The 25602-nt window shown below is 72.3% G+C and carries 24 protein-coding genes; 6 read left to right on the top strand and 18 right to left on the bottom strand.

The genetic code is table 11. The features are described from left to right. Positions 1-144 precede the first annotated feature (144 nt). Entirely contained in the window at positions 145-1356 is a 1212-nt protein-coding gene (locus tag ACQP09_RS26605; protein ID WP_432150417.1) for a PQQ-dependent sugar dehydrogenase, read from the top strand. A 50-nt stretch (positions 1357-1406) separates the two neighbouring features. Continuing rightward, positions 1407-1601 (top strand): DUF6191 domain-containing protein, encoded by a 195-nt coding sequence (locus ACQP09_RS26600; RefSeq protein WP_432150416.1) that lies wholly within the window; start codon positions 1407-1409, stop codon positions 1599-1601. A 55-nt stretch (positions 1602-1656) separates the two neighbouring features. On the opposite strand, the gene ACQP09_RS26595 is transcribed toward ACQP09_RS26600, so the two are convergent. From ACQP09_RS26595 to ACQP09_RS26530, 14 genes are all read right to left on the bottom strand, one after another. After that, positions 1657-2280, bottom strand: a complete 624-nt coding sequence (locus ACQP09_RS26595; protein ID WP_433403969.1) for a hypothetical protein — start codon at positions 2278-2280, stop codon at positions 1657-1659. A gap of 64 nt (positions 2281-2344) precedes the next feature. After that, positions 2345-2485, bottom strand: a complete 141-nt coding sequence (locus ACQP09_RS26590; protein ID WP_433403966.1) for a hypothetical protein — start codon at positions 2483-2485, stop codon at positions 2345-2347. Then, positions 2463-4703 carry an MMPL family transporter gene (locus ACQP09_RS26585; protein WP_433403964.1) on the bottom strand — a complete coding sequence of 747 codons (2241 nt, stop codon included), beginning with the start codon at positions 4701-4703 and terminating at the stop codon, positions 2463-2465. Before ACQP09_RS26585 ends, ACQP09_RS26590 begins: the two co-directional genes overlap by 23 nt. Before the next feature lie 213 nt (positions 4704-4916). Then, complete coding sequence (locus tag ACQP09_RS26580) at positions 4917-7025, bottom strand: phosphocholine-specific phospholipase C (protein WP_433403961.1); 2109 nt, start codon at positions 7023-7025, stop codon at positions 4917-4919. A gap of 125 nt (positions 7026-7150) precedes the next feature. Beyond that, a complete protein-coding gene (locus tag ACQP09_RS26575) occupies positions 7151-8410 on the bottom strand; it encodes an SLC13 family permease (RefSeq protein WP_433406769.1) in 1260 nt (419 codons plus the stop codon). Between the two features lie 86 nt (positions 8411-8496). Continuing rightward, positions 8497-10005 (bottom strand): Asp-tRNA(Asn)/Glu-tRNA(Gln) amidotransferase subunit GatB, encoded by a 1509-nt coding sequence (gene gatB / locus ACQP09_RS26570; RefSeq protein ID WP_433403958.1) that lies wholly within the window; start codon positions 10003-10005, stop codon positions 8497-8499. A gap of 17 nt (positions 10006-10022) precedes the next feature. Next, complete coding sequence (locus tag ACQP09_RS26565; protein WP_326707662.1) at positions 10023-10256, bottom strand: hypothetical protein; 234 nt, start codon at positions 10254-10256, stop codon at positions 10023-10025. 5 nt (positions 10257-10261) lie between these two features. After that, complete coding sequence (gene gatA / locus ACQP09_RS26560) at positions 10262-11764, bottom strand: Asp-tRNA(Asn)/Glu-tRNA(Gln) amidotransferase subunit GatA (protein WP_317817224.1); 1503 nt, start codon at positions 11762-11764, stop codon at positions 10262-10264. Between the two features lie 5 nt (positions 11765-11769). Continuing rightward, positions 11770-12066 (bottom strand): Asp-tRNA(Asn)/Glu-tRNA(Gln) amidotransferase subunit GatC, encoded by a 297-nt coding sequence (gene gatC, locus ACQP09_RS26555; protein ID WP_003966094.1) that lies wholly within the window; start codon positions 12064-12066, stop codon positions 11770-11772. Between the two features lie 321 nt (positions 12067-12387). Beyond that, entirely contained in the window at positions 12388-14538 is a 2151-nt protein-coding gene (locus tag ACQP09_RS26550; RefSeq protein ID WP_433403955.1) for a putative bifunctional diguanylate cyclase/phosphodiesterase, read from the bottom strand. 379 nt (positions 14539-14917) lie between these two features. Next, a complete protein-coding gene (gene ligA, locus ACQP09_RS26545) occupies positions 14918-17167 on the bottom strand; it encodes an NAD-dependent DNA ligase LigA (RefSeq protein ID WP_433403952.1) in 2250 nt (749 codons plus the stop codon). 32 nt (positions 17168-17199) lie between these two features. Continuing rightward, positions 17200-18228: a methionine synthase gene (locus tag ACQP09_RS26540; protein ID WP_433403949.1), complete on the bottom strand. Its 1029-nt coding sequence runs from the start codon at positions 18226-18228 to the stop codon at positions 17200-17202. A 72-nt stretch (positions 18229-18300) separates the two neighbouring features. Then, positions 18301-18990 (bottom strand): SDR family oxidoreductase, encoded by a 690-nt coding sequence (locus ACQP09_RS26535; protein ID WP_326703357.1) that lies wholly within the window; start codon positions 18988-18990, stop codon positions 18301-18303. 100 nt (positions 18991-19090) lie between these two features. After that, complete coding sequence (locus ACQP09_RS26530; RefSeq protein ID WP_432150406.1) at positions 19091-19630, bottom strand: TIGR00730 family Rossman fold protein; 540 nt, start codon at positions 19628-19630, stop codon at positions 19091-19093. 116 nt (positions 19631-19746) lie between these two features. Between ACQP09_RS26530 and ACQP09_RS26525 the strand changes: the two genes are divergently transcribed. After that, complete coding sequence (locus ACQP09_RS26525; RefSeq protein WP_433403945.1) at positions 19747-20082, top strand: DUF427 domain-containing protein; 336 nt, start codon at positions 19747-19749, stop codon at positions 20080-20082. A gap of 73 nt (positions 20083-20155) precedes the next feature. After that, positions 20156-20953 carry an alpha/beta fold hydrolase gene (locus ACQP09_RS26520; protein ID WP_433403943.1) on the top strand — a complete coding sequence of 266 codons (798 nt, stop codon included), beginning with the start codon at positions 20156-20158 and terminating at the stop codon, positions 20951-20953. A 7-nt stretch (positions 20954-20960) separates the two neighbouring features. Here the strand turns inward: ACQP09_RS26520 and mnmA are convergent, their stop codons facing one another. Continuing rightward, positions 20961-22097: a tRNA 2-thiouridine(34) synthase MnmA gene (gene mnmA, locus ACQP09_RS26515; protein WP_433403940.1), complete on the bottom strand. Its 1137-nt coding sequence runs from the start codon at positions 22095-22097 to the stop codon at positions 20961-20963. Between the two features lie 61 nt (positions 22098-22158). Between mnmA and ACQP09_RS26510 the strand changes: the two genes are divergently transcribed. Then, positions 22159-22914 (top strand): N-acetylmuramoyl-L-alanine amidase, encoded by a 756-nt coding sequence (locus tag ACQP09_RS26510; protein ID WP_433403937.1) that lies wholly within the window; start codon positions 22159-22161, stop codon positions 22912-22914. A gap of 9 nt (positions 22915-22923) precedes the next feature. Here ACQP09_RS26510 and ACQP09_RS26505 read toward each other — a convergent pair whose 3' ends face one another. From ACQP09_RS26505 to ACQP09_RS26495, 3 genes are all read right to left on the bottom strand, one after another. Next, a complete protein-coding gene (locus ACQP09_RS26505) occupies positions 22924-24093 on the bottom strand; it encodes a cysteine desulfurase family protein (protein ID WP_433403935.1) in 1170 nt (389 codons plus the stop codon). A gap of 64 nt (positions 24094-24157) precedes the next feature. Further along, a complete protein-coding gene (locus ACQP09_RS26500; RefSeq protein ID WP_433403932.1) occupies positions 24158-24523 on the bottom strand; it encodes a hypothetical protein in 366 nt (121 codons plus the stop codon). A gap of 74 nt (positions 24524-24597) precedes the next feature. Beyond that, complete coding sequence (locus ACQP09_RS26495) at positions 24598-24744, bottom strand: hypothetical protein (RefSeq protein WP_404059212.1); 147 nt, start codon at positions 24742-24744, stop codon at positions 24598-24600. A gap of 122 nt (positions 24745-24866) precedes the next feature. On the opposite strand from ACQP09_RS26495, the gene ACQP09_RS26490 reads away from it, so the two are divergent. Beyond that, positions 24867-25532: a TetR family transcriptional regulator gene (locus tag ACQP09_RS26490; RefSeq protein WP_433403930.1), complete on the top strand. Its 666-nt coding sequence runs from the start codon at positions 24867-24869 to the stop codon at positions 25530-25532. The last annotated feature ends 70 nt before the right edge of the window (positions 25533-25602 follow it).

Here is a 25602-nt window from a genome sequence, read left to right as displayed (position 1 = left end):
GGGCGCCGGGCGGGAGATAGCGGGACAGCGGGAGATAGCGGGACAATGGACCGCACCGGGAACTCCTGGCGCGGTCGCGGTGTAGGAACAGGTAGCAGGCAGTACGGGCAGAGAGTTCAGGCAGCCGTCGAGAGGATCGGTTCAGTGCGCGGTGCTGTGTTCGGGTCAGGTCGGTCCCCCGCAGTGCGCAGGGGGGTGGTGGCCGCGCTGGCGACGGCCTCGCTGGTCCTGTCCGCCGCGTGCTCCACGGGCGGGGAGGAGGGCTCGTCCGGTACGGGGGCGGCCTCGCCGACCGCCGCCTCTCCGGGCTCCGGCTCGCCGTCGCCGGGTCGGTCGGCCGATCTGCCGCCCGCCAAGGGCTCGGCGAAGGTCGTCTCGACCCTGACCGAGGAGCTGAAGTCACCCTGGGGGCTGACCGCGCTGCCGGGCGGTGACCTGCTGGTCGCCTCGCGCGACGAGGGCACGATCCACCGGATCGACGGCGAGAACGGGAAGCAGACCCTGCTCGGCTCGGTGCCCGGGGTCTCTCCGGCGGGCGAGGGCGGCCTGCTGGGCCTCGCGGTTTCCTCGACGTTCGCGGCGGACGGATGGGTGTACGCCTACTTCACCACCACCTCCGACAACCGCATCGTCCGCATGAGTTACGACGAGAAGCGCCCGGCCGGGCAGCAGCTCGGCGCCCCGGACACGATCCTGCGCGGCATCCCCAAGGGGAACATCCACAACGGCGGCCGGATCGCGTTCGGCCCGGACAAGATGCTGTACGCGGGCACCGGCGAGATCGGGGACACCGGGCTCGCGCAGGACAAGGAGTCGCTGGCGGGCAAGATCCTGCGGATGACTCCGGACGGGGAGCCGGTGCACGGCAATCCGGAGGCGGACTCGGTGGTGTATTCGTACGGGCACCGCAATGTGCAGGGGCTCGCCTGGGACGCGCAGAAGCGGCTGTGGGCGGCCGAGTTCGGCCAGAACACCTGGGACGAGCTGAACCTGATCGAGCCCGGCGGCAACTACGGGTGGCCCGAGGTGGAGGGGCAGGAGGGCGAGGACGGGTTCATCGACCCGGTGGCCCAGTGGAAGACCTCCGAGGCCTCGCCGAGCGGTATCGCGTACGCGGAGGGCTCGATCTGGATGGCCGGGCTGCGCGGCGAGCGGCTCTGGCGGATCCCGCTCTCCGGTGACCGGGCGAAGGAACCTTTGGCGGATCCCCAGGCGTTCCTGGAGGAGAAGCACGGCCGGCTGCGCACCGTGGTGAGCGCGGGCGGCGACCGGCTCTGGCTGGTCACCAGCAATACGGACGGCCGGGGAGAGCCGAAGCCGGGAGACGACAGGATCCTGCTGGTCGAAGTGGAGTAGGCGGACACCCGTATTTGCCACCCGCGCACCATGCCGGAGGGAGCACGACCGTGTTCAATTTCTTCGAGGAGCTCTTCGCCCCGGGCCGCAAGCACACGAACGACGAGCGGAAGCGGCTGGAGCTGAGCCGGGTGGACGTGGCCGCCGGCGACCCGGCCCGCGGCCCGATAGACCTCACCTCCGGCAAGGTGACGGTCCGCGCCCCGGAGGCGGAGCCGGCCCCGGACGGGCCGCCCGGGCGCTGACGGTCCGGGCGGCCGCCGCTGCGGGCCCGGACCGCACACGAGGCGCTCCACGGGCTCAGCCCGCCGGTGTGCCCGCGACCGGCAGCGAGAGGAACAGGTCGAAGTACATGCCCGCCGAGATCAGTACGCCGAGGGTGCCGAGCGCGACTCCGGCCAGCGCGACCGCCCGGATCCAGGCGGGTTGCGGCCGTGTGGCGGGGGTGCCGAAGGCCGGGCGGGCCAGGACAAAGGCCCCGACGAGCAGGGCCAGCACCGCGAAGACGCCGTTGACCAGGGCCGTGGCGTGCCAGGCGTCGCCGTAGATCTCGGAGATCTGCTGGGCCGCGTTGGAGCCGCCCGCGGTCTGGATCTGGCCCAGCAAGGTCTCGCGCTCGGCGGCGACCCGGCCGGACCAGGCGCCGGTCAGCGCGACGATGCCGAGTGCGGCGGAGACCACGGCCGTGGCGCCCGCGCCGACGCCGTGGCGGGCCCCGGTGAAGGCGTCGGGCTCCAGGTCGTCGCCCTCGGCTCCGTCGAGAGCCTCGGCCTCGTCGAAGGGGTCCGAGGCCACCGGAGTCCCGTCCGGCCCGGTGGTCGCGGTGGTGTCCTCCGTGACGGCGTCGGCGGTGCTCTTCTCGGGGTCGTCGGCCGGTGCGGCCGTCTTGGAGAGGTCGGTCGTCTTGGAGGGGGTGGTGTTCATGTGCCGCACGCTAGGGGCCCCGGATGAGAGCCCCCTTAACGCCGCCGCTCGGCGACCCGGGTGATCAGGCCACGGCCCTGGGCGGCGGGCCCCAGCCGCATACCGCGGAGCCGTCCCGCTCGTCACGCCGGTCGCCGGCCAGGTCCTCGCCCATCTCCTCACCCATTTCCTGGCCCAGGTCCTCACCCAGGGATACGGCGACCATCGTGCTCCTCCTCCGCCGGCGCGACGCCCTCCCCCGTGACGCGCGCCTCCGGGATCCGCGCATGATCCACCACGGTGTCGGGCGGCTCGATGCTGATCCGGGGCAGCCGGCGGTCCAGCCAGCCCGGCAGCCACCAGTTGGCGCCGCCGAGCATGTGCATCAGGGCGGGCACCAGCAGGGTGCGCAGGACGAAGGCGTCCAGGGCGACGGCGGTGGCCAGCGCGATGCCGAACATCGCGATCACCCGGTCGCCGCTGAGCACGAAGGCGAGGAAGACGGAGATCATGATCACGGCGGCGGAGTTGATCACCCGGCTGGTCTCGGCGAGGCCGACCCGGACCGAGCGCCGGTTGTCGCCGGTCTCCAGCCACTCCTCGTACATCCGGCCGACCAGGAAGACCTGGTAGTCCATGGAGAGGCCGAAGAGGACCGAGACCATGATCACCGGTAGGAACGGTTCGATGGGCCCGGCGCTGCCGAGGCCGAGCAGCTCGCTCCCCCAGCCCCACTGGAAGACGGCGACGACGACCCCGAAGGAGGAGGCGACGGCGGCCACGTTCATGACGGCGGCCTTGACCGGGATGCCGATGGACCGGAAGGCGAGCAGCAGGAGCAGGCAGCCGAGACCGATGACGACCCCGACGAAGAGCGGCAGCTTGCCGACGATGATCTCGGCGAAGTCGTCGTAGCTCGCGGTCACGCCACCGACGTACGTCTCCAGCGAGCTGGTGTCCGTGACCGGCGGCAGCACGTCCTCCCGGATGCGGTCGACCAGCTCGCTGGTCTCCTGCGACTGGGGCGCGGAGTCGGGGACGACGGTGAGGAAGGCGGTGTCGCCGCTGCTGTTGTACGTGACCGGGCTGACCGAGGCGACGCCTTCGGTGGTACGGAGCGTCTCGGGCAGCGAGTCCAGCGCGAGCCGGTCGTCGGCGCCGTCGAGCTGGGCGGCGATGGTGAGCGGGCCGTTGACGCCGGGGCCGAAGCCGTCGGCGATCAGGTCGTACGCCTGGCGGGTGGTGGTCGTGGCCGGGTTGTTGCCCTGGTCGGAGGTGCCGAGGTGGAGGCCGAGGGCCGGCAGGGCGAGGACGGTCATGACGACGGCCGCGATCCCGCCGAGCAGCTTGGGGTGGCGCTCGACGAAGGCGGACCAGCGGGCGGCGAAGCCGGTGGGCAGGTCGGGGCGGGGGCCGTGTTCGGCGAGCCGGCGGCGTTCGCGGCGGCTGAGAGCTCGCATCCCGATGCGGGAGAGGAGGGCCGGCAGCAGGGTGACGGAGGCGGCCACGGTCAGGACGACGGTGAGGGAGGCGGCGATGGCGACGCCGTTGAGGAAGCTGAGCCGCAGGATCAGCATGCCGAGCAGGGCGATGCAGACGGTGGCCCCGGCGAAGACGACAGCGCGTCCGGTGGTCGTGACGGCGTTCTGCGCCGCCTCGTCGACGGACATGCCGCGCCGGAGCCCTCTGCGGTGCCGGGTGACGATGAAGAGCGCGTAGTCGATGCCGACGCCGAGCCCGATGAGCATGCCGAGCATCGGTGCGAAGTCCGCCACGGTCATCACATGGCCGAGCAGGACGATGCCCGCGTAGGCGGTGCCGACGGAGACCAGGGCGGTGGCGATGGGCAGCAGGCTGGCGGCGAGCGAGCCGAAGGCGAGGAAGAGGACCACGGCCGCGACAGCGACGCCGACCGCCTCGGCGATGTGGGCGGAGGGCGCCTCGGTGAGGGCGACGGCGGTGCCGCCGAGCTCCACCTGGAGCCCGTCCGCCTCGGCTTCCTTCGCGGTGTCGACGAGGGCCTGTGCCTGGGAGGCGGGGATCTCGTCGGCGGGGCGGTCGAAGGTGACCGTGGCGTAGGCGGTGCGGCCGTCCTCGCTGATCTGGCCGGTGCCTTCGGCGCCGTACGGGCCGGTGACCGCGCCGACGCCGGGCAGCGCGTCGATCGCGTGCAGCGTGCGGGTCATCGTCTGTTCGACGTCGGCGGCCCGGACCGTGGAGCCGGTGGTGTGCCAGACCACGGTGTCGGTGTCGCCGCCGAGATCGGTGAAGCCGCGCGAGAGGAGGTCGGTGGCCTGGCCGGACTCCGTACCGGGCACCTCGTAGTCGTTGGAGTACGCGGAGCCCGCGAACCCCGCCGCGGCGGCCGTACCGCCGAGGGCGGCGAGCCAGATGAGGACGGCGAGAAGGCGGTGCCTGATGCACCAGCGGGCGATGGCAGCCAACGGACGAGCTCCCTGCGGGTTCGTGGACCTTTACCCGCAGATGACGTGATCTGCCCGCAAACGTCGCATGACCTGGACCGCCACTCTCTCAGCAGAAAGTGATCCTTTGTCCGTTTCGTGGCCATGGTCACAGGAGTTGATCTGTTCCCTACATGCGACACCCCATGCGACATCCCATGCGACACCCCCAGGCGACATCCGCTGACGGCGGGCTCAGCCGGAGACGCTCGCCCGGCCGTTCTCGATGTGCCCCATGAGCCGCCGCCGGAAGCCGTCCTCGCCGTCGGCCGTGACGGCGAGGTCGTACCAGCCGTGCGCGTCGGCCGCGGAGTGCACGACCGTACGGTGGCGGCCCGGCTTGACGGTGACGCGGCGGACCCAGTCGTGCAGGTCGTCCTCGTCGACGTAGCCGAGCGGCCGGACGAGGAAGGTCAGCGGACGGCGGCCGGTGTTGCGCAGGGTGAGGTGCACGTCGCGGTCGCGGGTGTCGATGCGGGTGGTGACCTCGGCGCCGCCCTGGGCCGGTCCGGCGAACTCGCGCCGGAAGCCGTTCGGCCCGGTGACGGTGAAGCGGTACGCCTCCCCCGTCAGCGGGACGGTCCAGCGGCCCGAGCCCCGGACATCCTGGTGGAGCGGGGCCGCGAACTCACCGGCGTACGGATAGAGCGTGAAGTGCGCCGGGGACCGGCCGCTGTTGCCCAGCTCCACCCGCAGGCCACCATCGTCCGCCCGCCTGACCTGCGCGTCCGGCTGGTACGGCAGCGGGCGCGCCGGGCGTACGCCGGGCTCCTGTTCGGGAAGGTGCTGGACCGACGGGGGCCTCGGCTGCCAGCGGCCGCTGAGCGGCGGGATCGGGCCGGGCGCCTGGACGGCGGGCTTCCGGCGCGGCCGGGTGAAGTCGAAGGCGGAGGTGAGGTCGCCGGTGACGCGGCGCCGCCAGTCGCCGATGTTGGGCTCCTTCACGCCGGTCCAGCGCTCCAGGAAGCGGATGACCGAGGTGTGGTCGAAGACCTCGGAGCAGACGTACCCGCCGACGGTCCACGGCGAGACGACGAGCAGCGGCACCCGGATGCCGAGGCCGGTCGGTCGGCCCTCCCACTGTTCCTCGGTCACCTCGGGCGGGGCGACGGGCGGCGGTACGTGGTCGAAGAAGCCGTCGTTCTCGTCGTAGTTGATCAGTACGGCGGTGTGGCGCCAGACGTCCGGGTGCCTGCCGAGCGCGTCCAGGATCTTGTAGACGATGGTGGCGCTGTGCACCGGCGACGAGGTGCTCGGGTGCTCGGAGTCGATGGCCGAGGGCACCAGGTAGGAGACCTCCGGCAGCGTCCCGGCCGCCACGTCCTTGGCGAACTCGTCGGCCAGCGTGCCCGTCGGCACCCGGCGCAGCCCGCGCTCGAACAGGCTCCGCTCCTGTTTCGTGAGGGTCGCGACGCCCTCCTCCAGCAGCCCGAGGAGCCGGGTGCGCTCGGCCTCGGACGCGCCGCGCACCTTGGCGTAGAAGGCTTCCATGTACGTAGGGCCGCCGGTCCTGGCCAGAGCCTTGCGGGCGATGGCCTTGAAGGTGGCGTAGAACTCGATCTGGTTGTCGGTGAAGTTCTCCCACTCCGTGTACGTCCGCCAGCTGCGGCCCGCCTTCTCCAGCCGCTCGGCGTACGTCGACCAGTCGTAGCCGGGATGGCTGCCCTCGTTGTACGCGTCGTTGCCGACGGCCCGTTTCCCGTTCGCCTCGTAGCCGGTCTTCCCGCTCCAGAGGTGGTTGCGGTTGGGGCTGGTGGAGGTGTGGATGGAGGAGTGGTAGGCGTCGCAGACGGTGAAGGTGTCGGCCAGCTCGTAGTGGAGCGGGATGTCCCGGCGGTCGTAGTACGCCATGGTGGCCGCGGTCTTCGCGCTGATCCAGCCGTTCATCCAGCCGCCACCCCAGGCCTTCGCGCCGCCGCTCCAGGAGTGGTCGAGGGCGCCGATGTACTGGAGGTCCTTCTTCTGCTCCTCGGCCGCGCCGCGCACCGGGAACGGCAGCACGGTGGTGCCGGAGGCGCCGGGCTGCTCGAAGACGGTCCCGCCGGTGGGCAGCTCGATGGCGTTACGGTCGCCGAAGCCGCGGACACCGCGCAGGGTGCCGAAGTAGTGGTCGAAGGAACGGTTCTCCTGCATGAGGATCACCACGTGCCTGATGGCCCCGAGCCCGCCGGACCCCGCCGTGTGGGCGGGCTGCGCGGCGATGGCTGCCTGGAGCGACGGCGGCAGGAACGATCCGGCCGCAGCGGCGCCGAGCGCGCCTCCGCCGAGGGCGAAGAGCCGCCGCCGTGACATGTCCGTGGTCAAAGGAGCCTCCCGGGTATCGGTGGGTTACAGCCGGGAAGCTAGTCAGCGCAGGTGGCGGTCGGAAGGACTGCGTACGGCCCGGTGGTGAACGTCCAAGAGGTCGGACGAGAAGTCCAAGCGGCGGCCTATGCCCCGATGAGGTGCAGCGACCCCCAGAGCGCGAGGGTGGACGCGAGCAGCGTCGCCGGTACGGTCGCGAGTCCCAGCCGGGTGAACTGGCCGAGCTCCGGGGCGTCCCCGTGGGCGTGCAGGATGCGGCGCCAGAGGAGAGTGGCGAGCGATCCGACGTAGGTGAGGTTGGGGCCGATGTTCACCCCGATCAGGGCGGCGAGCAGCGGTCCGGGTCCGGCCGCCGCGACGATCGGGAGCAGGGCGAGGATCGCGGGCAGGTTGTTGATCAGGTTGGCCAGCAGCGCGGCGACCAGGGCGACGCCGAGGAGCGCGGGGAGCGTGTCGCCGTCGGGCAGGAGGGCGGCGATGCCGTCGCCGAGGCCGTTGTCGACGACCGCTTTGACGACGACGCCGAGTGCGAGGACGAAGAGGCAGAACAGCGGGTTGGCCGAGCGGACGACGGCGACGGGCGTGGTCTCGCGCTTGACGAGGGCCCGTACGGCGAGCACCGCCGCTCCCGCGAGCGCCGCCCACAGCGGCTCGGCTCCCTCGAACGAGGTGACGACGAATCCGGCCAGGGTCAGCGCCAGTACGACGAGCGTGAAGACGGGTACGGGCGTGCGCTCGGCCTCCGGGTCCGGCGCGTGCGCCCCGGCGGCCAGGTCGGCCTTGAACGCGCGCCGGAACACCACGTACTCCACGGCGATCGCGGCCAGCCACGGCAGCGCCATCAGCGCGGCGAACCGGGTGAAGGAGAGGCCGCTCGCGGTGAACGCCAGGAGGTTGGTCAGGTTGGAGACGGGGAGCAGGAGGGAGGCCGAGTTGGCGAGGTGCGCGCAGGCGTAGACGTACGGGCGTGGCCGCGCGCCGACCCGGGCGGCGGTGGCGAGGACGACCGGGGTGAGCAGGACGACGGTGGCGTCCAGGCTGAGGACGGCGGTGATGAGCGAGGCGACGACGAAGACCCCGCCGAGCAGCGGCCGGGTCTGCCCCCGGCAGGCGCGGGCCACCAGGTCACCGGCGGCCCGGAAGAGCCCTTCGTCGGCGCAGAGCTGGGCCAGTACGAGGATCGCGGCGAGGAACCCGACGACGGGGAGCAGCTCGCCGACCTGTTCCCGGGCCTCGGGCCAGGACACCGCGCCGACGGCCACCACGAGGACGGCGGCGGGCACGGCGACGGTCGCCTCCGGCAGACCCCGGGGGCGTACGACGGCGAAGGCGAGCACGCCCAGGAGCAGGGCGAAGGAGACGAGCTCGGCGGTGACGGTGTTCAGGACGCTCTCTCAGGATGGGTGAAGGGGCGGTGTTCCCGTACGCAGGTGCGTACGGGAACACCGCCCCTTCGGGGACGATGAGGTGGTCAGCCCTCGACGCCGAGCTTCTCCAGGATCAGCTCGCGCACGCGCGCCGCGTCCGCCTGGCCGCGGGTGGCCTTCATGACCGCGCCGACGAGCGCGCCCGCCGCCGCGACCTTGCCGCCGCGGATCTTGTCCGCGATGGCCGCGTCGCCCGCGATGGCCTCGTCCACGGCCGTGGACAGCGCGCCCTCGTCCGAGACGACCTTCAGGCCGCGCTTCTCGACGACGGTGTCCGGGTCGCCCTCGCCCGCGAGGACGCCCTCGATGACCTGGCGTGCCAGCTTGTCGTTGAGGTCGCCCTTGGCCACGAGCGCGGCCACCCGGGCGACCTGCGCCGGGGTGATCGGCAGCTCGTCCAGGCCGCGGCCGGTCTCGTTGGCGTTGCGGGCCAGCTCGCCCATCCACCACTTGCGGGCCTGGTCCGCCGGAGCGCCCGCCTCGATCGTGGCGACGATCAGGTCGACCGCGCCCGCGTTGAGGATGGACTGCATGTCGTGCTCGGAGACGCCCCACTCCTCCTTGAGCCGCGCCCGGCGCAGCCGGGGCAGCTCGGGGAGGCCCTTGCGGAGCTCCTCGACCCAGTCGCGCGCGGGCGCGACGGGGACCAGGTCCGGCTCGGGGAAGTAGCGGTAGTCCTCGGCGTTGTCCTTGATGCGGCCGGCCGTGGTGGAGCCGTCCTCCTCGTGGAAGTGCCGGGTCTCCTGCACGATCGTGCCGCCCGAGGACAGCACGGCGGCGTGGCGCTGGATCTCGAAGCGCGCGGCCCGCTCGACGGAACGCAGCGAGTTCACGTTCTTCGTCTCGGAGCGGGTGCCGAACGTCTCGGTGCCGTTGGGCCGCAGCGACAGGTTGACGTCGCAGCGCATCTGGCCCATCTCCATGCGCGCCTCGGAGACGCCCAGCGCCTTGATCAGCTCGCGCAGCTCGGCGACGTACGCCTTGGCGACCTCCGGCGCACGCGCCCCGGCTCCCTCGATCGGCTTGGTGACGATCTCGATGAGCGGGATGCCGGCCCGGTTGTAGTCGAGCAGGGAGTGGGACGCGCCGTGGATACGGCCGGTGGCACCGCCGACGTGCGTCGACTTGCCGGTGTCCTCCTCCATGTGGGCGCGCTCGATCTGCACCCGGAAGATCTCGCCGTCCTCCAGCTGGACGTCCAGATAGCCGTCGAAGGCGATCGGCTCGTCGTACTGCGAGGTCTGGAAGTTCTTCGGCATGTCCGGATAGAAGTAGTTCTTCCGGGCGAAGCGGCACCACTCGGCGATCTCGCAGTTGAGCGCGAGACCGATCTTGATGGCCGACTCCACGCCGATCTCGTTGACCACCGGCAGCGCGCCGGGCAGTCCGAGGCAGACCGGGCAGGTCTGGGAGTTGGCGTCCTGCTTCAGCTCCGTGGAGCAGCCGCAGAACATCTTCGTCTTCGTGCCGAGCTCGACATGGACTTCGAGGCCCATGACGGGGTCGTAGGACGCGAGCGCGTCCTCGTACGACACCAGGTCAGTGACAGTCACGGTGAAACTTTTCCCTCTCAGCCCAGCAGGACGTCGTCGTCGCCGAGACGCTTCAGTTCGCGATAGAGGATCGCGAGTCCGGTGACGATGGCGGCCGCGGAGACGGCCGCGTCGACGAGCCGCAGCACGTCGTTGTCGTGGCGGGCGAGCTTCGCCTGCTTGGCGACGCTGATCGCGCCGAACGCGGTACTGCCGAGCGCGACGTACAGCCCGGTCTTGGACTTCTTGAAGTTACTGGCCTTCTTTGCCATGGCACTCACAGCGACGGAGCCTCCTCAAGCAGCGGGTGCCCCCACTTTTCCACGAACGCCGCCTCGACGGCGGATCCGACCTTGTAGAGCCGGTCGTCCTTCATGGCGGGGGCGATGATCTGCAGTCCGACCGGCAGGCCGTCCTCCGGGGCCAGGCCGCAGGGGAGCGACATGGCGGAGTTGCCGGCCAGGTTGGTCGGGATGGTGCACAGGTCCGCGAGGTACATCGCCATCGGGTCGTCGGCGCGCTCGCCGATCGGGAAGGCGGTGGTCGGCGTCGTCGGGGAGACGATCACGTCGACCTGCTCGAAGGCCTTCTCGAAGTCCTGGGTGATGAGGGTGCGGACCTTCTGGGCCGAGCCGTAGTACGCGTCGTAGTAGCCGGAGCTCAGCGCGTACGTGCCCAGGATGATGCGGCGCTTGACCTCGTCGCCGAAGCCGGCCTCGCGGGTGAGCGCGGTGACCTCCTCGGCCGACTTCGTACCGTCGTCGCCGACCCGCAGGCCGTAGCGCATGGCGTCGAAGCGGGCCAGGTTGGAGGAGCACTCGGAGGGCGCGATCAGGTAGTACGCGGAGAGCGCCAGATCGAAGGACGGGCAGTCCAGCTCGACGATGTCGGCGCCGAGCGACTTCAGCAGCTCGACCGACTCGTCGAAGCGCTGGAGGACGCCGGCCTGGTAGCCCTCGCCACGGAACTGCTTGACGACGCCGACGCGCATGCCCTGGACGGAGCCGTTGCGGGCGGCCTCGACGACCGGCGGGACCGGGGCGTCGATGGAGGTCGAGTCCAGCGGGTCGTGCCCGGCGATGGCCTCGTGGAGCAGCGCCGCGTCCAGGACCGTACGGGCGCAGGGCCCGCCCTGGTCGAGCGAGGACGAGAAGGCGACCATGCCGTAGCGGGAGACGCCGCCGTAGGTGGGCTTGACGCCGACCGTGCCGGTGACGGCGGCCGGCTGGCGGATCGAGCCGCCGGTGTCCGTGCCGATGGCGAGCGGGGCCTCGTAGGAGGCGAGGGCGGCGGAGGAGCCGCCGCCGGAGCCGCCGGGGATGCGGGTGAGGTCCCAGGGGTTGCCGGTGGGGCCGTAGGCGCTGTTCTCGGTGGAGGACCCCATGGCGAACTCGTCCATGTTGGTCTTGCCGAGGATGACGACGTCGGCGGCGCGCAGCTTCTGCGTCAGCGTGGCGTCGTACGGCGGGACCCAGCCCTCAAGGATCTTGGAACCGACGGTGGTCGGCATGTCCTTGGTGGTGAAGATGTCCTTCAGCGCGAGCGGGACGCCGGCCAGCGGGCCGAGCTTCTCGCCCGCCTCCCGCTTGGCGTCCACGGCACGGGCCTGGGCGAGGGCGCCCTCGCGGTCGATGTGCAGGAAGGCGTGGACCTTCTCGTCGACGGCGTCGATCCGGGCCAGGTGGGCCTCGGTGACCTCGACGGCCGTCAGCTCGCCGGAGGCGATCTTCGCGGCGATCTCGGCCGCGGTGAGCTTGATGATGGTGCTGTGGTCCGTCATGGTGATTAGTCCTCCCCCAGGATCTGCGGCACCTTGAAACGCTGCTGCTCCTGGGCCGGGGCGCCGGAGAGCGCCTGCGCGGGGGTGAGCGACGGACGGACCTCGTCCGCGCGCATGACGTTGGTCAGCGGCAGCGGGTGGGAGGTCGGCGGTACGTCTTGGTCGGCGACCTCGGAGACGCGGGCGACCGCGCCGATGATGTCGTCGAGCTGACCGGCGAAGTGATCGAGCTCTTCGCCCTTCAGCTCCAGACGCGCCAGCCGGGCGAGGTGGGCGACCTCCTCGCGCGTGATGCCAGGCATGCAGCGATCCTCAGGGGTTGGTGTGTGGTTTTGGCTGGGGGTCGGTGGCACATTTCCACCGTCCGTCCGAAGGACGGGCCGCGCGGCGTATGGTGCGTGCGATCGCAAGGCGCCGGAGCGCCCTCGTGGCGGAGCCACGTGGGCGTTTCGGCAACGCGGCGAGCGTGCGTGCCAGGCGTCGCGCGGCAGGTGGAAATGTGCCACCGACCCCCAATCCTATGGGGTCCCCTGAGTCCGGGTACCCCACCCCGATCGGCCCACCCGTTTCGGACCTTTTCGGTGCGAGGTTCCGGCTTTACGGCTACGGGCCCGGGCCGTGCCTCAGGCCGTCGCCGGGCCCGAGACCGTACGTCCGTGAGGGTGCTGCTTGCCGTTCGGCTTGCCGTTCGCCGGGGCGGCCGCCGCCTGGGCCTCCAGCTCGGCCGGGCGGCGCCAGCCGTGCTCGCCGCGCGCCCGGAGCCAGGCCGTCGTCTCCTGCGGCGGCATCGCGGCCGCCACCAGCCAGCCCTGCACCGCGTCGCACCGCAGGTCCCGCAGCCGCTCCCAGGTCTCGTCGTCCTCGACGCCCTCCGCGACGACGACCAGGCCGAGCGAGTGTGCCAGGTCGATCGTGCAGCGGACGATCTCGCCGTCCTCGTGGTCCAGGGCGAGGCGGGCCACGAAGGAGCGGTCGATCTTCAGCTCGCTCACCGGCAGCCGGCGCAGATGGACGAGGGAGGAGTACCCCGTACCGAAGTCGTCCAGGGACATCTTCACGCCGTGCGCCGTCAGCCCGGCCAGGGTGTCGGCGGCCCGCTGCGGGTCCTCCAGCAGCACGTGCTCGGTGATCTCCAGCTGGAGCGCCGAGGCCGGGACGCCGTGCCTCGCGAGCCGGGCGGCGACCCCGCCCGCGAAACCGGGGGTGTGGACGTCGCGCGGCGAGACGTTGACCGCGACCGGCACGAACAGGCCCTGCGCGCGCCACCGGGCGACCTGCGCGAGCACCGTCTCCAGCACGTACTCCGTGAGGTGCGGCATCAGCCCGGAGGACTCCGCGATGGCGATGAACTCGTCCGGAGGGACCCGGCCGCGCTCCGGGTGCACCCAGCGCACCAGCGCCTCCAGGCCGGCGACCTGGCCGTCGAAGCGGACCTTGGGCTGGTAGTGCAGCTCGACGTCGCCCGCGTCCAGCGCCCGGCGCAGATCGCCGAGCAGGCCGAGCCGGTCGGGGGTGTTGCTGTCCCGCTTCGACTCGTACACCTCCACGCCCGTACGGTCGCGCTTGGCCTGGTACATCGCGACGTCCGCGCGGCGCAGCAGCCCCTCGGCGTCCAGCGCGTGGTCCGGATAGACGGCGACCCCGGCGCTGGCCTCCAGCACGAGGACCAGGCCGTCCAGGTCGAGCGGCGAGGACAGTTCGGCGACCAGGTGGCGGGCGACCCGCTGGGCGCTGGTGGTCGAGTCGGCCTGCGGCAGGAGTACGGCGAACTCGTCGCCGCCGAGCCGGGCCGCCTCGGCGCCGGGCGGCAGGGCGAGGCGGAGGCGTTCCGCTATCTGGAGCAGCAGCCGGTCCCCGGCGAGGTGGCCGAGGGTGTCGTTGACGGCGCGGAAGCGGTCCAGGTCGATCAGGACCAGCGCCGACCGGGTGCCGACGCTCTCCGCGTCCTCCAGCGCCGACCAGGTCCGCTCCAGCAGCCACTGGCGGTTGGGCAGGCCGGTCAGCGGGTCGCGCAGCTGCTCCTCGGCGCGGGCGCGGGCGATCCAGAGCGTGGAGTCCAGGGCGATCAGCGGGACCGCGAAGAGCGGCAGGACGACGGGCATGGACATCGCGACGACGCAGATCAGCGGGGCGAGGCCGAGCAGCGCGACGGCGACGAGCCCTTGCCGCAGCAGGGCGGTGCGGGCGATGGTCGGCAGCCCGCCGTTCTGCGGAGCTCCCGCGTACCAGAGCAGGACCCGGGTGACGAGCAGATACGTCGACGCCGTCAGGAGCAGTTCCGGTACGGCGGCGATACCCCAGTCGAGTGGCAGCCAGGGCCGCTCCACGGTCGGCACCACACCGAACGCGGCCAGCACGAGCGCCGCCGCCGCGATGCCGAGGATGTCCACCGCGCCGTGCAGGAGCCCCTGCCACCAGCGGTGTCTGCGGGCGCTTCCGACGAGGACCACGACGACCAGGCTGACCAGTCCGGCGGGCAGCCAGCCGTAGAGCAGCAGGACGGCGAGGGTGAGGGCGGCGCCGGAGCCGGTCCCGCCCCACCAGCGGTCGCGGCCGAGCGCGACCAGGTGGCCGACGATGATCCCGGTGAGGACGGCGATCGACCAGCCCGCGGCACCGTCCGGGAAGAGGGCGTGGCCGTCCTGCACGGTCCGGTAGAAGCCGACCGCCAGCAGTAACGCGGCGATCGCGATGACGGCGGCGCCCACGGGGGTCGTGAGGCCGACGAAACCTTGCAGCCGCGACACCGGGGCGGCGCTCTCGGTCGGTTTCATTCCGTCCCTCTCACAGCCGGCGGTGCCGAAGTCCCTCGGTGGCCCCCGCTCTCTTTCTCCCACGGCCCCGGACGGGCGGCCGCGGACCGGCGGGCGCTACCCCTCAACAGTAGGCCGCGAAAGGCGTCCAGGGGCAGCGCTCCACCGCTCTTGCCGAAGGCGAACCGACGACCCGTCACCATCTGCTATGGGCCGAACGGGTGATGTGGATGAGCCGTTCGAGGTCCGGCCGACCTTTCTTCGCCCCTCTGCCCCGTTTCTTCCCTTCCCGGGGCGCGCCACGCCGGGGCCGCGTCACGGAGTCGTCTCGATACGGCGAACAGGGGATGTCCGGGAGTGGCGTGCGGGTCGCGAGAGGCCTGGGAGCCGGAACGCGCCGCTACTCCGCGGCAGCCTCCGGCTCGGCGGGGGCCGCTTCCGGCTCGGCCGCCGCCGGCTCCGGCACCGGCAGGGCCGCCTCCCGTGCCGCGTCCGGGCCCTGTTCCAGCAGGACGGCGAAGCCGGCCTCGTCCAGCACGGGGACCTTCAGCTGCATGGCCTTGTCGTACTTGGAGCCGGGGTTGTCGCCGACGACCACGAACGCGGTCTTCTTCGACACCGACCCGGTGACCTTCGCTCCGAGGCTCTGCAGCGCCTCCTTCGCGCCGTCCCGGGTGTAGCCGGTGAGGGTGCCGGTGACGACGACGGTGAGGCCTTCGAGCGGGCGGGGGCCCTGCTCCTCGTCGGAGCCCTCGTCGGCCATCCGGACCCCGGCCTCGCGCCATTTCCGGACGATCTCGCGGTGCCAGTCCTCGGCGAACCACTGCTTGACGGAGGCGGCAACGATGGGGCCGACTCCGTCCGCGTCGACCAGCTCCTGCTCGGTGGCCTCGTCGATGCGGTCGATGGAGCGGAACTGGCGGGCCAGCTCCTGGGCGGCGACCGGTCCGACGTGGCGGATGGAGAGCCCGGTGAGGATCCGGGCCAGCGGGGCCTCCTTCGCGGCGGCGATGCCCTCCAGCATGGCCACCGCGTTCTTCTTCGGCTCGCCCTGCTGGTTGGCGAAGACGGTGGCGATCTTCTCCTCGCCGGTCTTCGGGTCGCGCTTGGGCAGTCCGCTGTCCTGGTCGAGGACGTACGCCCGGATCGGCAGCAGCTGCTCGATGGTGAGGTCGAACAGGCCGCTCTCGTCCTTCAGGACCGGCTCGGCGGGCTCCAGGGGCCGGGTGAGGGCGGCGGCGGCCACATAGCCGAAGTGGTCGATGTCCAGGCACTTGCGCCCGGCGAGATAGAAGACGCGCTCGCGCAACTGGGCCGGACAGGTGCGGGCGTTGGGGCAGCGGAGGTCGATGTCGGCCTCCTTCATCGGGCGCAGCTCCGTACCGCACTCGGGGCAGTGCGTCGGCATCTCGAACGGCTTCTCGGTGCCGTCGCGCAGGTCGACGACCGGGCCGAGGATCTCCGGGATGACGTCGCCCGCCTTGCGCAGGACCACGGTGTCGCCGATGAGGACGCCTTTGGCCTTGACCACGTTCTGGTTGTGGAGGGTGGCGAACTCGACCTCGGAACCGGCCACTTCGACCGGCTCGACCTGGGCGTACGGGGTGACGCGACCGGTGCGGCCGACGCCGACGCGGATGTTGACGAGTTTGGTGTTGACCTCTTCCGGGGCGTACTTCCAGGCGATGGCCCAGCGCGGGGCGCGCGAGGTGGAGCCCAGGCGGCCCTGGAGCGGGATCTCGTCGAGCTTGACGACGACGCCGTCGATCTCGTGCTCCACGGAGTGCCGGTGCTCGCCGAAGTGCGCGATGAACTCCCGTACGCCTGCGAGGGAGTCGACGACCTTGTTGTGCTTGGCGGTGGGCAGGCCCCAGGAGTGGAGGAGGTCGTACGCCTGGGAGAGGCGGTCGAGTGTGAGGCCCTCGTGGGCGCCGATGCCGTGGACCACCATGTGGAGCGGGCGGGAGGCGGTGACCTTCGGGTCCTTCTGGCGCAGCGAACCGGCCGCCGCGTTGCGCGGGTTGGCGAACGGCTTGTCGTCGGCGGCCACCAGCCGGGCGTTCAGCTCCTCGAAGCCTTCCATCGGGAAGAAGACCTCGCCGCGGATCTCGACCAGCGCGGGGACGCCGTCGCCCTTCAGGCGGTGCGGGATCTCCGCGATCGTGCGGACGTTGGGCGTGATGTCCTCGCCGGTGCGGCCGTCGCCGCGGGTCGCCGCCCGGGTCAGCCGGCCGTGCTCGTAGGTGAGGTTGACGGCGAGCCCGTCCACCTTGAGCTCGCACAGGAAGTGGTGGTCGGAGGTGCCGGTCTCCTTAGCGACGCGGTCGACCCAGGCGGCCAGCTCCTCGTCGTCGAAGGCGTTGTCCAGGGAGAGCATCCGCTCGGCGTGCTCGACGGAGGTGAACTCCGTACGGTAGGGCCCGGCGACCTTCTGGGTCGGGGAGTCCGGGGTGCGGAGCGGCGGGTGCTCCTCCTCCAGGGCCTCCAGGGAGCGCATCAGCCGGTCGAACTCGGCGTCGCTGACGACCGGCTGGTCCTTCACGTAATACCGGAAGCGGTGCTCCTCGATCTGCTCGGCCAGCAGCGCGTGCTCCTCCCGCGCGTCCGCCGGGACCGAGCTCTCCTGCTCCACCCGCTCTTCGCCCGCCATGGTCCCGTCCTCCTGTTTACCCGTCGTCCCCGTCACTCAGGGTTGTCCGCGAGCGACCTCGCCGCCCGGGCGCTGTGGGCGAGCGCGGTGCGGGCGTAGGCGGGCGACGCGCCCGCGAGACCGCACGACGGGGTGATCGCGACGGACTCGGCGAGAGTCCCCGGATTCAGCCCCAGCCTGCTCCACAGCGTCCTGACTCCCATGACGCTACCGCCCGGGTCTGACAATGCCGTCGTTGCCGCGTCGGTGGAGGGCACCACGCCCAGGAACAGCTGGGTGCCGCCTTCGACCGCTTCCCCGATCGCCTCTTCCTCACGCTCCGTGAGGAGGGAGAAGTCGAACGAGATTCCGGCCGCCCCGGCCCGGCGCAGCAGCGCGAAGGGAACTTCGGGGGCGCAGGAGTGGACGATCGCCGTCCCCTCCTCGCCGGTGGCGGCGAGGACGTCGCGCAGGGCCGACTCGACGATCTGGCGGTCGACGGCCCGGTAGGTGCGGTAGCCGCTGGCGGAGCGGATCCGGCCCAGCAGGACGGCGGTGAGAGAAGGCTCGTCCAGCTGGAGGACCACCTCGGCGCCGGGCATCCGGCGGCGCACCTCGGCGAGGTGCGCGCGGAGCCCCTCGGCCAGCGAACCGGCCAGGTCGCGGCAGGCCCCGGCGTCGCCGAGCATGGCCTCGCCGCCGCGCAGTTCGAGGGCGGCGGCCAGCGTCCACGGGCCGACGGCCTGGACCTTGAGCAGCCCCTCGTACCCCTGGGTGAACTCCTCCAGCGCGTCCAGGTCCTCCCCCAGCCAGGAGCGGGCGCGGCGGGTGTCGCGGCCGGGCCGGTCGCTGATCCGCCAGCCGCTCGGCTCGACGTGCCCGTACATCTCGACGAGCAGGCCGATGGTCCGGCCGATCATGTCCGCGCCGGGGCCGCGCGCCGGCAGCTCCGCCAGGTACGGCATGCCCTGGCCTTCGGCGAAGGAGCCGGTGACGGTCTTCGCCGCCTCCCGCGCGTCTCCCCCGGGCATCGACCCGATCCCGGTCGCCCGGCACTCGCTCCACTTGCTCTTCTCGCTCACACCGGAAGCCTACGGTCCGCCGCGCGCGCCCCGCGTACGCGGGGCGTCAGCGGCCCGGGCGGACGGAGAGCTTCAGCGGCCCGGGCGGACCGTGAGGTCGTTGACCTCGGCGTCGCGCGGCAGGTCGATCGCCATCAGGATCGTGGTGGCCACCGACTCGGGGTCGATCCAGCGCTCCGCGTCGTACTCCTTGCCCTCCTGCTGGTGCACCTTGGCCTGCATGGGGCTGGCGGTGCGCCCGGGGTAGACGGAGGTGACCCGGACCCCGTTGCCGTGCTCCTCGTGGCGCAGCGAGTCGGCGAGCGCCTTGAGGCCGTGCTTGCTCGCGGCGTACGCGCTCCAGCCGGCGTGGGCGTTGAGGCCGGCGCCGGAGTTCACGAAGAGGACGTGGCCCTGGGCGGCGCGGAGCTGCGGGATGAGGAGGCGGGTGATCTCGGCGGGGGCGATGAGGTTGGCGTTGAGCTGGAAGTGCCAGGCCTTGGGGGTCAGTTCGCCGACGGTCCCGAGCTCGACGACGCCCGCGATGTGCAGCAGGGTGTCGATCCGCTCGGGCATGGGCTGCTGGCCGAACGCCCAGGAGAGCCGGTCGGGGTTGCCGAGATCGCCGACGAGGGTCCGCGCGCCCGGGTAGCGGTCGGCGAACTCCTTGGCGCGGCCGGCGTCACGGGCGAGCAGGACGAGGTCGTCGCCGCGCTCCAGGAGACGGCGGGCGACAGCGGCCCCGATGCCGGAACCGGCGCCGGTGATGAGGTGGGTAGGCATGGGGCGATCCTAGGCCGAGGCCTGACCACCGGAGCCCGGCGGACTCCTCCGGTACGTGCGTGATCGCCGGAGCGCGGCGGACTCCTCCGGACCTGCGTGATCACTGCAGCCCGGCGGACTCCTCCAGATACGCCAGCGCGCCCACGCCGTCCTTGGCGAAGAAGACCAGCTCGGTCAGGGGCAGCGGCAGGAACCCCTCGTCCTCCATCCGCTGGAACTGCTCGCGCAGCCCGTCGTAGAAGCCCGCCGTGTTGAGCAGGACGACCGGCTTGGTGTGCTTGCCGTGCTTCTTCAGCTCCAGGATCTCGGTGGCCTCGTCCAGCGTCCCGGTCCCGCCGACCATGATCACGATGGCGTCGGACTTCTCCAGGAGCAGGGCCTTGCGCTCGGCGAGGTCGCGGGCGATCACCATCTCGTCGGCGTTCTCCCGGGCCTTCGCGGCGAGGAAGTCGACCGAGACCCCCACGAGCCGCCCGCCCGCCGCCTGCACACCGTCCGCGACGACCTTCATCAGGCCACTTTCCGAACCGCCCCAGACCAGCGTGTGGCCGCCTCTGCCGAGCAGCTCGGCGAACTCGCGGGCGGGCACGGTGTAGCGGTCGTCGAGGTCGGCGGCGGAGAGGAAGACGCAGATGTTCATGGAGCCACCGTACGACCCGCCTCCGACACTCCCCCGTTCCGGTGAGTCAGGTGCGGATTCCGGCCGACAGGGGGCGGGCGGGGAAGATTCCGGGCCCGTACGCCGCTGAGAGAGGCATGACTTCCAACCGAGGACACCACATCACCGTCGAGCCGGTCACCGTCCACGTCAGGGCGGTCCACGAGGGCCAGGTGCTGGCAGAGAGCCGCCGCCCCCTCGTCCTGCGCGAGACGGGCTGTCCGGACCGCTACTACCTGCCGCCGGAGGACGTCCGTACCGAGCTGCTCACACCGTCCGACACCACCACCCACTGCCCGTTCAAGGGCGACGCCTCCTACTGGTCGCTTCCCGGCGCCGCCGACCTCGTCTGGGCCTACCCGGACCCGAAGCCCGAAGTGGCCGCCGTCAAGGACCACTTCTGCTTCTACGGGACGGAGCCGGTGGCCGACTGACGCGCGGACTGCCTCCGGGAGGTTCTTTCCGCCGGAGCGATGAGTTTCCCGGCCCGCTCCGGTCTCCTCTCGCATGGACAGGATTCTCTCCGCCGACGCCACGCCGATCGCCTGCCGCCGCCGGGGCGAGGGGCCACCGCTGGTGCTGGTCGGCGGGGCGCTGAGCACCGCGGCGACCGACGCGCCGCTGGCCGCGCTGCTGGCGCCGCGCTTCACGGTGGTCACGTACGACCGCCGGGGGCGCGGCGCCAGCGGCAGCGGTGCGGAGGGCGTGCGCCGGGAGATCGAGGACCTGGCCGCCGTAGTGGCGGCGGCCGGGCCCGACGCGCGCGTGTTCGGGATGGCCTCCGGCGGCGCGCTGGCCCTGGAGGCGGTGGCCGCCGGGCTTCCGGTCGAGCTGCTCGCCGTCTACGAGCCGCCCTACACCCCCGGCGCCTCCGGCCTCCGCGCCAAGGCCGCCTGCGCGGACCGGCTGCACCGGCTGCTGGCGGCCGGGGACCGGGGCGGAGCGGTGGAGCTGTTCCTGACCGCGACGGGCGTGGACGCGGCGACGGTGGCCCGGATGCGGCGCGCGCCGCTGTGGCCGGGCCTGGAAGCGCTGGCGCACACGCTGGCGTACGACGACGCGGTGCTGGGCGACGGGGCGGTCCCGGCGGAGCGGTTCGCCGCCGTCACCGCCCGCACGCTGGTGGTCTGCGGCGGCTTCAGCTCGGCCGGCGCGCGCGCCGCCACCCGCACCCTGGCCGAGGCCCTGCCGCGCGCCCGGCACCGCACACTGACGGGCCAGATGCGCGAGGTGGCGCCGCAGGTGCTGGCCCCGGTGCTGGCGGACTTCTTCGCCCGGGACGTGTACGTACGCCAGGCGTCGTGAGCCGTGATCAGGCCCCCGTCGACACCCGCTCGCGGCGGACCGTCGTCGCGATGGTGGCCGAGCCGACGACCCGGCTGCCGTCGTACAGCACGACCGCCTGGCCCGGGGCCACGCCCCGTACCGGCTCGGTGAAGGTGACGTGCAGCTCGGTGCCGTCCACCAGCTCGGCCGTCACCTCGGTCTCGCCGCCGTGGGCGCGCAGCTGGGCGGTGTACGTCCCCGGGCCGGAGGGAGGCGTTCCGCACCAGCGCGGCTTGATCGCGGTCAGGGAGGTGACGTCCAGGGCCTCGACGGGGCCGACGGTGACCGTGTTGTTCACCGGGGAGATGTCCAGCACGTAGCGCGGCTTGCCGTCGGGAGCGGGGTGGCCGATCTTCAGGCCCTTGCGCTGGCCGATGGTGAAGCCGAACGCGCCGTCGTGGGTGCCCAGCTTCGTACCGGACTCGTCCAGGATGTCGCCCTCGGCCGGGCCGCCGAGGCGGTCGGCCAGGAAGCCCTGGGTGTCGCCGTCGGCGATGAAGCAGATGTCGTGGCTGTCGGGCTTCTTGGCGACGGCCAGGCCCCGGCGCTCGGCCTCGGCGCGGATCTCGTCCTTGGTGGTGAGGGTGTCGCCGAGCGGGAACATGGCGTGGGCGAGCTGCTTCTCGTCCAGGACGCCCAGCACATAGCTCTGGTCCTTGGCCATGTCGGAGGCGCGGTGGAGCTCGCGGCTGCCGTCCTCGGCGAGCACGACCGTGGCGTAGTGGCCGGTGCAGACGGCGTCGAAGCCGAGGGCGAGGGCCTTGTCGAGCAGCGCGGCGAACTTGATCTTCTCGTTGCAGCGCAGGCACGGGTTGGGCGTGCGCCCGGCCTCGTACTCCGCGACGAAGTCCTCCACGACGTCCTCGCGGAAACGTTCCGCGAGGTCCCAGACGTAGAACGGGATACCGATGACGTCGGCCGCGCGGCGGGCGTCCCGGGAGTCCTCGATGGTGCAACAGCCGCGCGCCCCGGTCCGGAAGGACTGGGGGTTCGCGGAGAGGGCGAGGTGGACACCGGTCACGTCGTGGCCCGCCTCGGCGGCGCGGGCCGCGGCGACGGCGGAGTCCACGCCGCCCGACATCGCGGCGAGGACACGCAGGGGGCGCTGGGAAGTCTGAGTCATAGCCCCTCCAGGGTACGGGTCGCCGGGAACCGAACGCCCGCGGATATGCGTTGGTGATCACATGGGCAACAACGGGAGCACCAGGGCGTCGGCCAAGCCCTCGGGCGGACGGTCGCGGAAGAAGTCCGCCGACGGCGTCAGCCGGCGTGCGCTGCTGATCGGCGGCGGTGCGGTGGTGGCGGCCGGCACCGTCGCCGTGCTCGCGCGCGACGAGGTGAAGCGGGCCTGGTGGCAGGTGCCCGGCGTGGAGAAGCCCCGCAAGGCCGGTGAGCTGGATTACGCGGGCGCGACCTGGGTCGCGGCCTCCGAGGCGAACTGGCGGCGGGCGGACCGCCCGGACGACTTCCGGATCGACCGCGTGATCATCCATGTCACGCAGGGCAGCTTCGACAGCGCGGTGCGGGTCTTCCAGGACCCGGCCCACCGGGCCGCGACGCACTACATCGTGGGCCAGGACGGACGGGTGGTGCAGATGATCCGCGAGCTGGACGTGGCGTACCAGGCAGGCAACCGGTCGTTCAACGAGCGGGCGATCGGCATCGAGCACGAGGGGTTCGTGGACCGGCCGAAGGACCTCACCAAGGAGATGTACGAGTCGTCGGCGCGGCTGACGGCGTCGATCTGCGCCCGGTACGACATACCCATCGACCGGGAGCACATCATCGGCCATGTGGAGGTGCCGGGCACCGACCACACCGACCCGGGGCCGCACTGGGACTGGGACCGGTATCTGAAGCTGGTGCGGCGGGCGGCGACGGCACCGCCTTCCCCGACCCCGTCCGCCTCGCCGTCGCCTTCCGCCACCCGCGCCGAGTAACAGCCGGTCTCAGCTGAGTCCGGCCGTCCGCGCCCGCTCCACCGCCGGGCCGATCGCCTGGGCCAGCGCCTTCACGTCGTCCTCGGTGGAGGTGTGGCCGAGCGAGAAGCGCAGGGTGCCCCGGGCCAGGTCCGGGTCGGTGCCGGTGGCCAGGAGTACGTGGCTGGGCTGGGCGATCCCGGCGGTGCAGGCGGAGCCGGTGGAGCACTCGATGCCCTGCGCGTCCAGCAGGAGTAGCAGGGAGTCGCCTTCGCAGCCGGGGAAGCTGAAGTGCGCGTTGGCCGGGAGGCGTCCGGCCGGGTCGGGGTCGCCGCCGAGGACGGCGTCCGGGACGGCGTGGCGTACGGCGGCCACCAGGTCGTCCCGCAGCCCGCCCACGCGCCGGGCGAAGTGCTCGCGTCCCTCGGCGGCCAGCCGGCCGGCCACGGCGAAGGAGGCGACGGCGGGCACGTCCAGGGTTCCGGAGCGCACATGCCGCTCCTGGCCGCCGCCGTGCAGAACGGGTACGGGGGTGTGGTCGCGGCCCAGCAGCAGCGCGCCGATGCCGAACGGGCCGCCGATCTTGTGGCCGCTGACCGTCATCGCGGCCAGCCCGGAGGCGGCGAAACCGACCTCCAGCTGGCCGAAGGCCTGCACCGCGTCGGCATGCATCGGGATCCCGAACTCGGCTGCGACCGAAGCCAGTTCCCGTACCGGCATGATCGTGCCGATCTCGTTGTTGGCCCACATCACGGTGATCATCGCGATGTCGTCGGGGTTACGGAGGATCGCCTCGCGCAGGTCCTCGGGGTGGACCCGGCCGTAGCGGTCGACCGGGAGGTGGTCGACGGTGGCGCCCTCGTGCTCGGCGAGCCAGTCGACGGCGTCCAGGACGGCGTGGTGCTCGACGGGGCCGGAGAGGACCCGGGTGCGGCGCGGGTCGGCGTCGCGGCGGGACCAGTAGAGGCCCTTGACGGCGAGGTTGTCGGCCTCCGTGCCGCCGGAGGTGAACACCACCTCGCTGGGGCGTGCGCCGAGGGCGTCGGCGAGGGTTTCTCTGGACTCCTCGACGGTGCGGCGGGCCCTGCGTCCGGCCGCGTGCAGGGAGGACGCGTTGCCGGTGACGGAGAGCTGGGCGGTCATCGCCTCGATCGCTTCGGGAAGCATCGGCGTGGTCGCTGCGTGGTCGAGGTAGGCCATGGTGGGGCCGATTCTACGAGCCCGGAGCGGGACGCACGGCGCCGCACGTCCGGGACCGTCCTCGTCAGCCGCCCAGGCTCCAGGACACCGTGCCGTTGACGGTGACCAGGACGGCCAGGACGACGAGGTCCGCGACACCGAGCGCGAGGCCGAGGTAGGCGCGGCGCGGGCGGCGGGTGCGGCGGGCCAGGGAGAGCAGCGCCATCACGATCGCGGTGGGGCCGAGCAGCAGGTTGAACGCCAGCAGGCCGACGAGGCCGAGGACGAAGGAGCCGACGGCGAGACCGTCCGCCTCGCGGCCGGCGGCCCGGCGCGGGGCGGAAGCCTGGGCCGGGGCTTGGGTGGGGGCTCGGGTGGGAGCCGTCTCCGGTGCGGTCTGGTCGGTGGCGTCGTCCGTACGGCGGGCGCGGTCGGTGAGGGTGAGGGTCATCGTGCGAGCTCCTTCGGATCGGTCCGGGTACGGCGGGCGCGACAGACGCTGGTGCGGGTCAGCGGGTCAGCGGGTCAGCGGGTACGGCGTTCCCGTACGGCGAAGATCAGCAGCCAGCAGCCGATCACCGTCGCGGCGGCCAGGGAGACCGGAAGCGGGAGATGGGCGACCGCTCCGAGGGCGATGCCCAGGAGCAGCAGCGCGGCAACGAGGACGAGCACGGCGGGACCTCTCTGTACGACGACGAAGACGAGAGCCGTTCGGAGTACGAGTGTTCACTGACTTGCCAGCCTAAACCTCCGCCCCCTTCCTTGACTCGGAGAACGGTTGTTTACTGAATGGCATGAGTCACACCGCCGGAGTCCGCCAGACCCAGAAGCTGAAGACCCGCCAGGCCCTGCTCGACGCCGCGCTCCTGCTGCTGGAGCACCAGAGCCTGAGCAGCCTGGGGTTGCGCGAGGTCACCCGGGCCGCCGGGGTCACGCCCACCGCTTTCTACCGGCACTTCGCGGACACCGCCGCGCTCGGTGTGGCCCTGGTGGAGGAGACGCTGGGCAGCCTGCACGGGCTGATCGCCGCGGTGCTCATGGAGACTGGCGACAGCGAGGAGCGGCTGGACCGCAGCGTGGAGGTGATAGCGCGGCACGTCGGCGCGCAGCCCGCGCACTTCCGGTTCATCGCGCGCGAGCAGCACGGCGGGGTGGGCCCGGTGCGCGAGGCCATCGCGGCGCAGCTGTTCCGGTTCGCGGAGGAGGTGGCGTGCGCGCTCAAGGTGGAGCCGGGGTCGGCCGGGTGGAGCAAGGAGGATCTGCTGATGCTGGGCGGGTTCTACGTGGACCACATGGTGATGACCGCGTCGGCGCTCCTGGACGCGGGCCCCGAGCACGAGCGGGCCGTGGTCCGGCAGGCCCGGCGGCGGCTGCGGCTGGTCTCGATCGGCCGCGCGCACTGGCTGGACGAAGCGCCCGCCCGGGACCGGGAACACGACGAGGCGCCCGCCCGGGACTGAACGGCCGGGGCGCCCCCGTACGCGTACGCGAGCCGCTCCCGTACGCGTACGGACGGCACGCCCTGCCCGC

The organism is Streptomyces sp. CA-146814 (assembly GCF_050942385.1).
In the GTDB taxonomy this organism is placed as follows: Bacteria; Actinomycetota; Actinomycetes; order Streptomycetales; family Streptomycetaceae; genus Streptomyces.
This window is presented reverse-complemented; position numbering and strand designations above follow the sequence as displayed.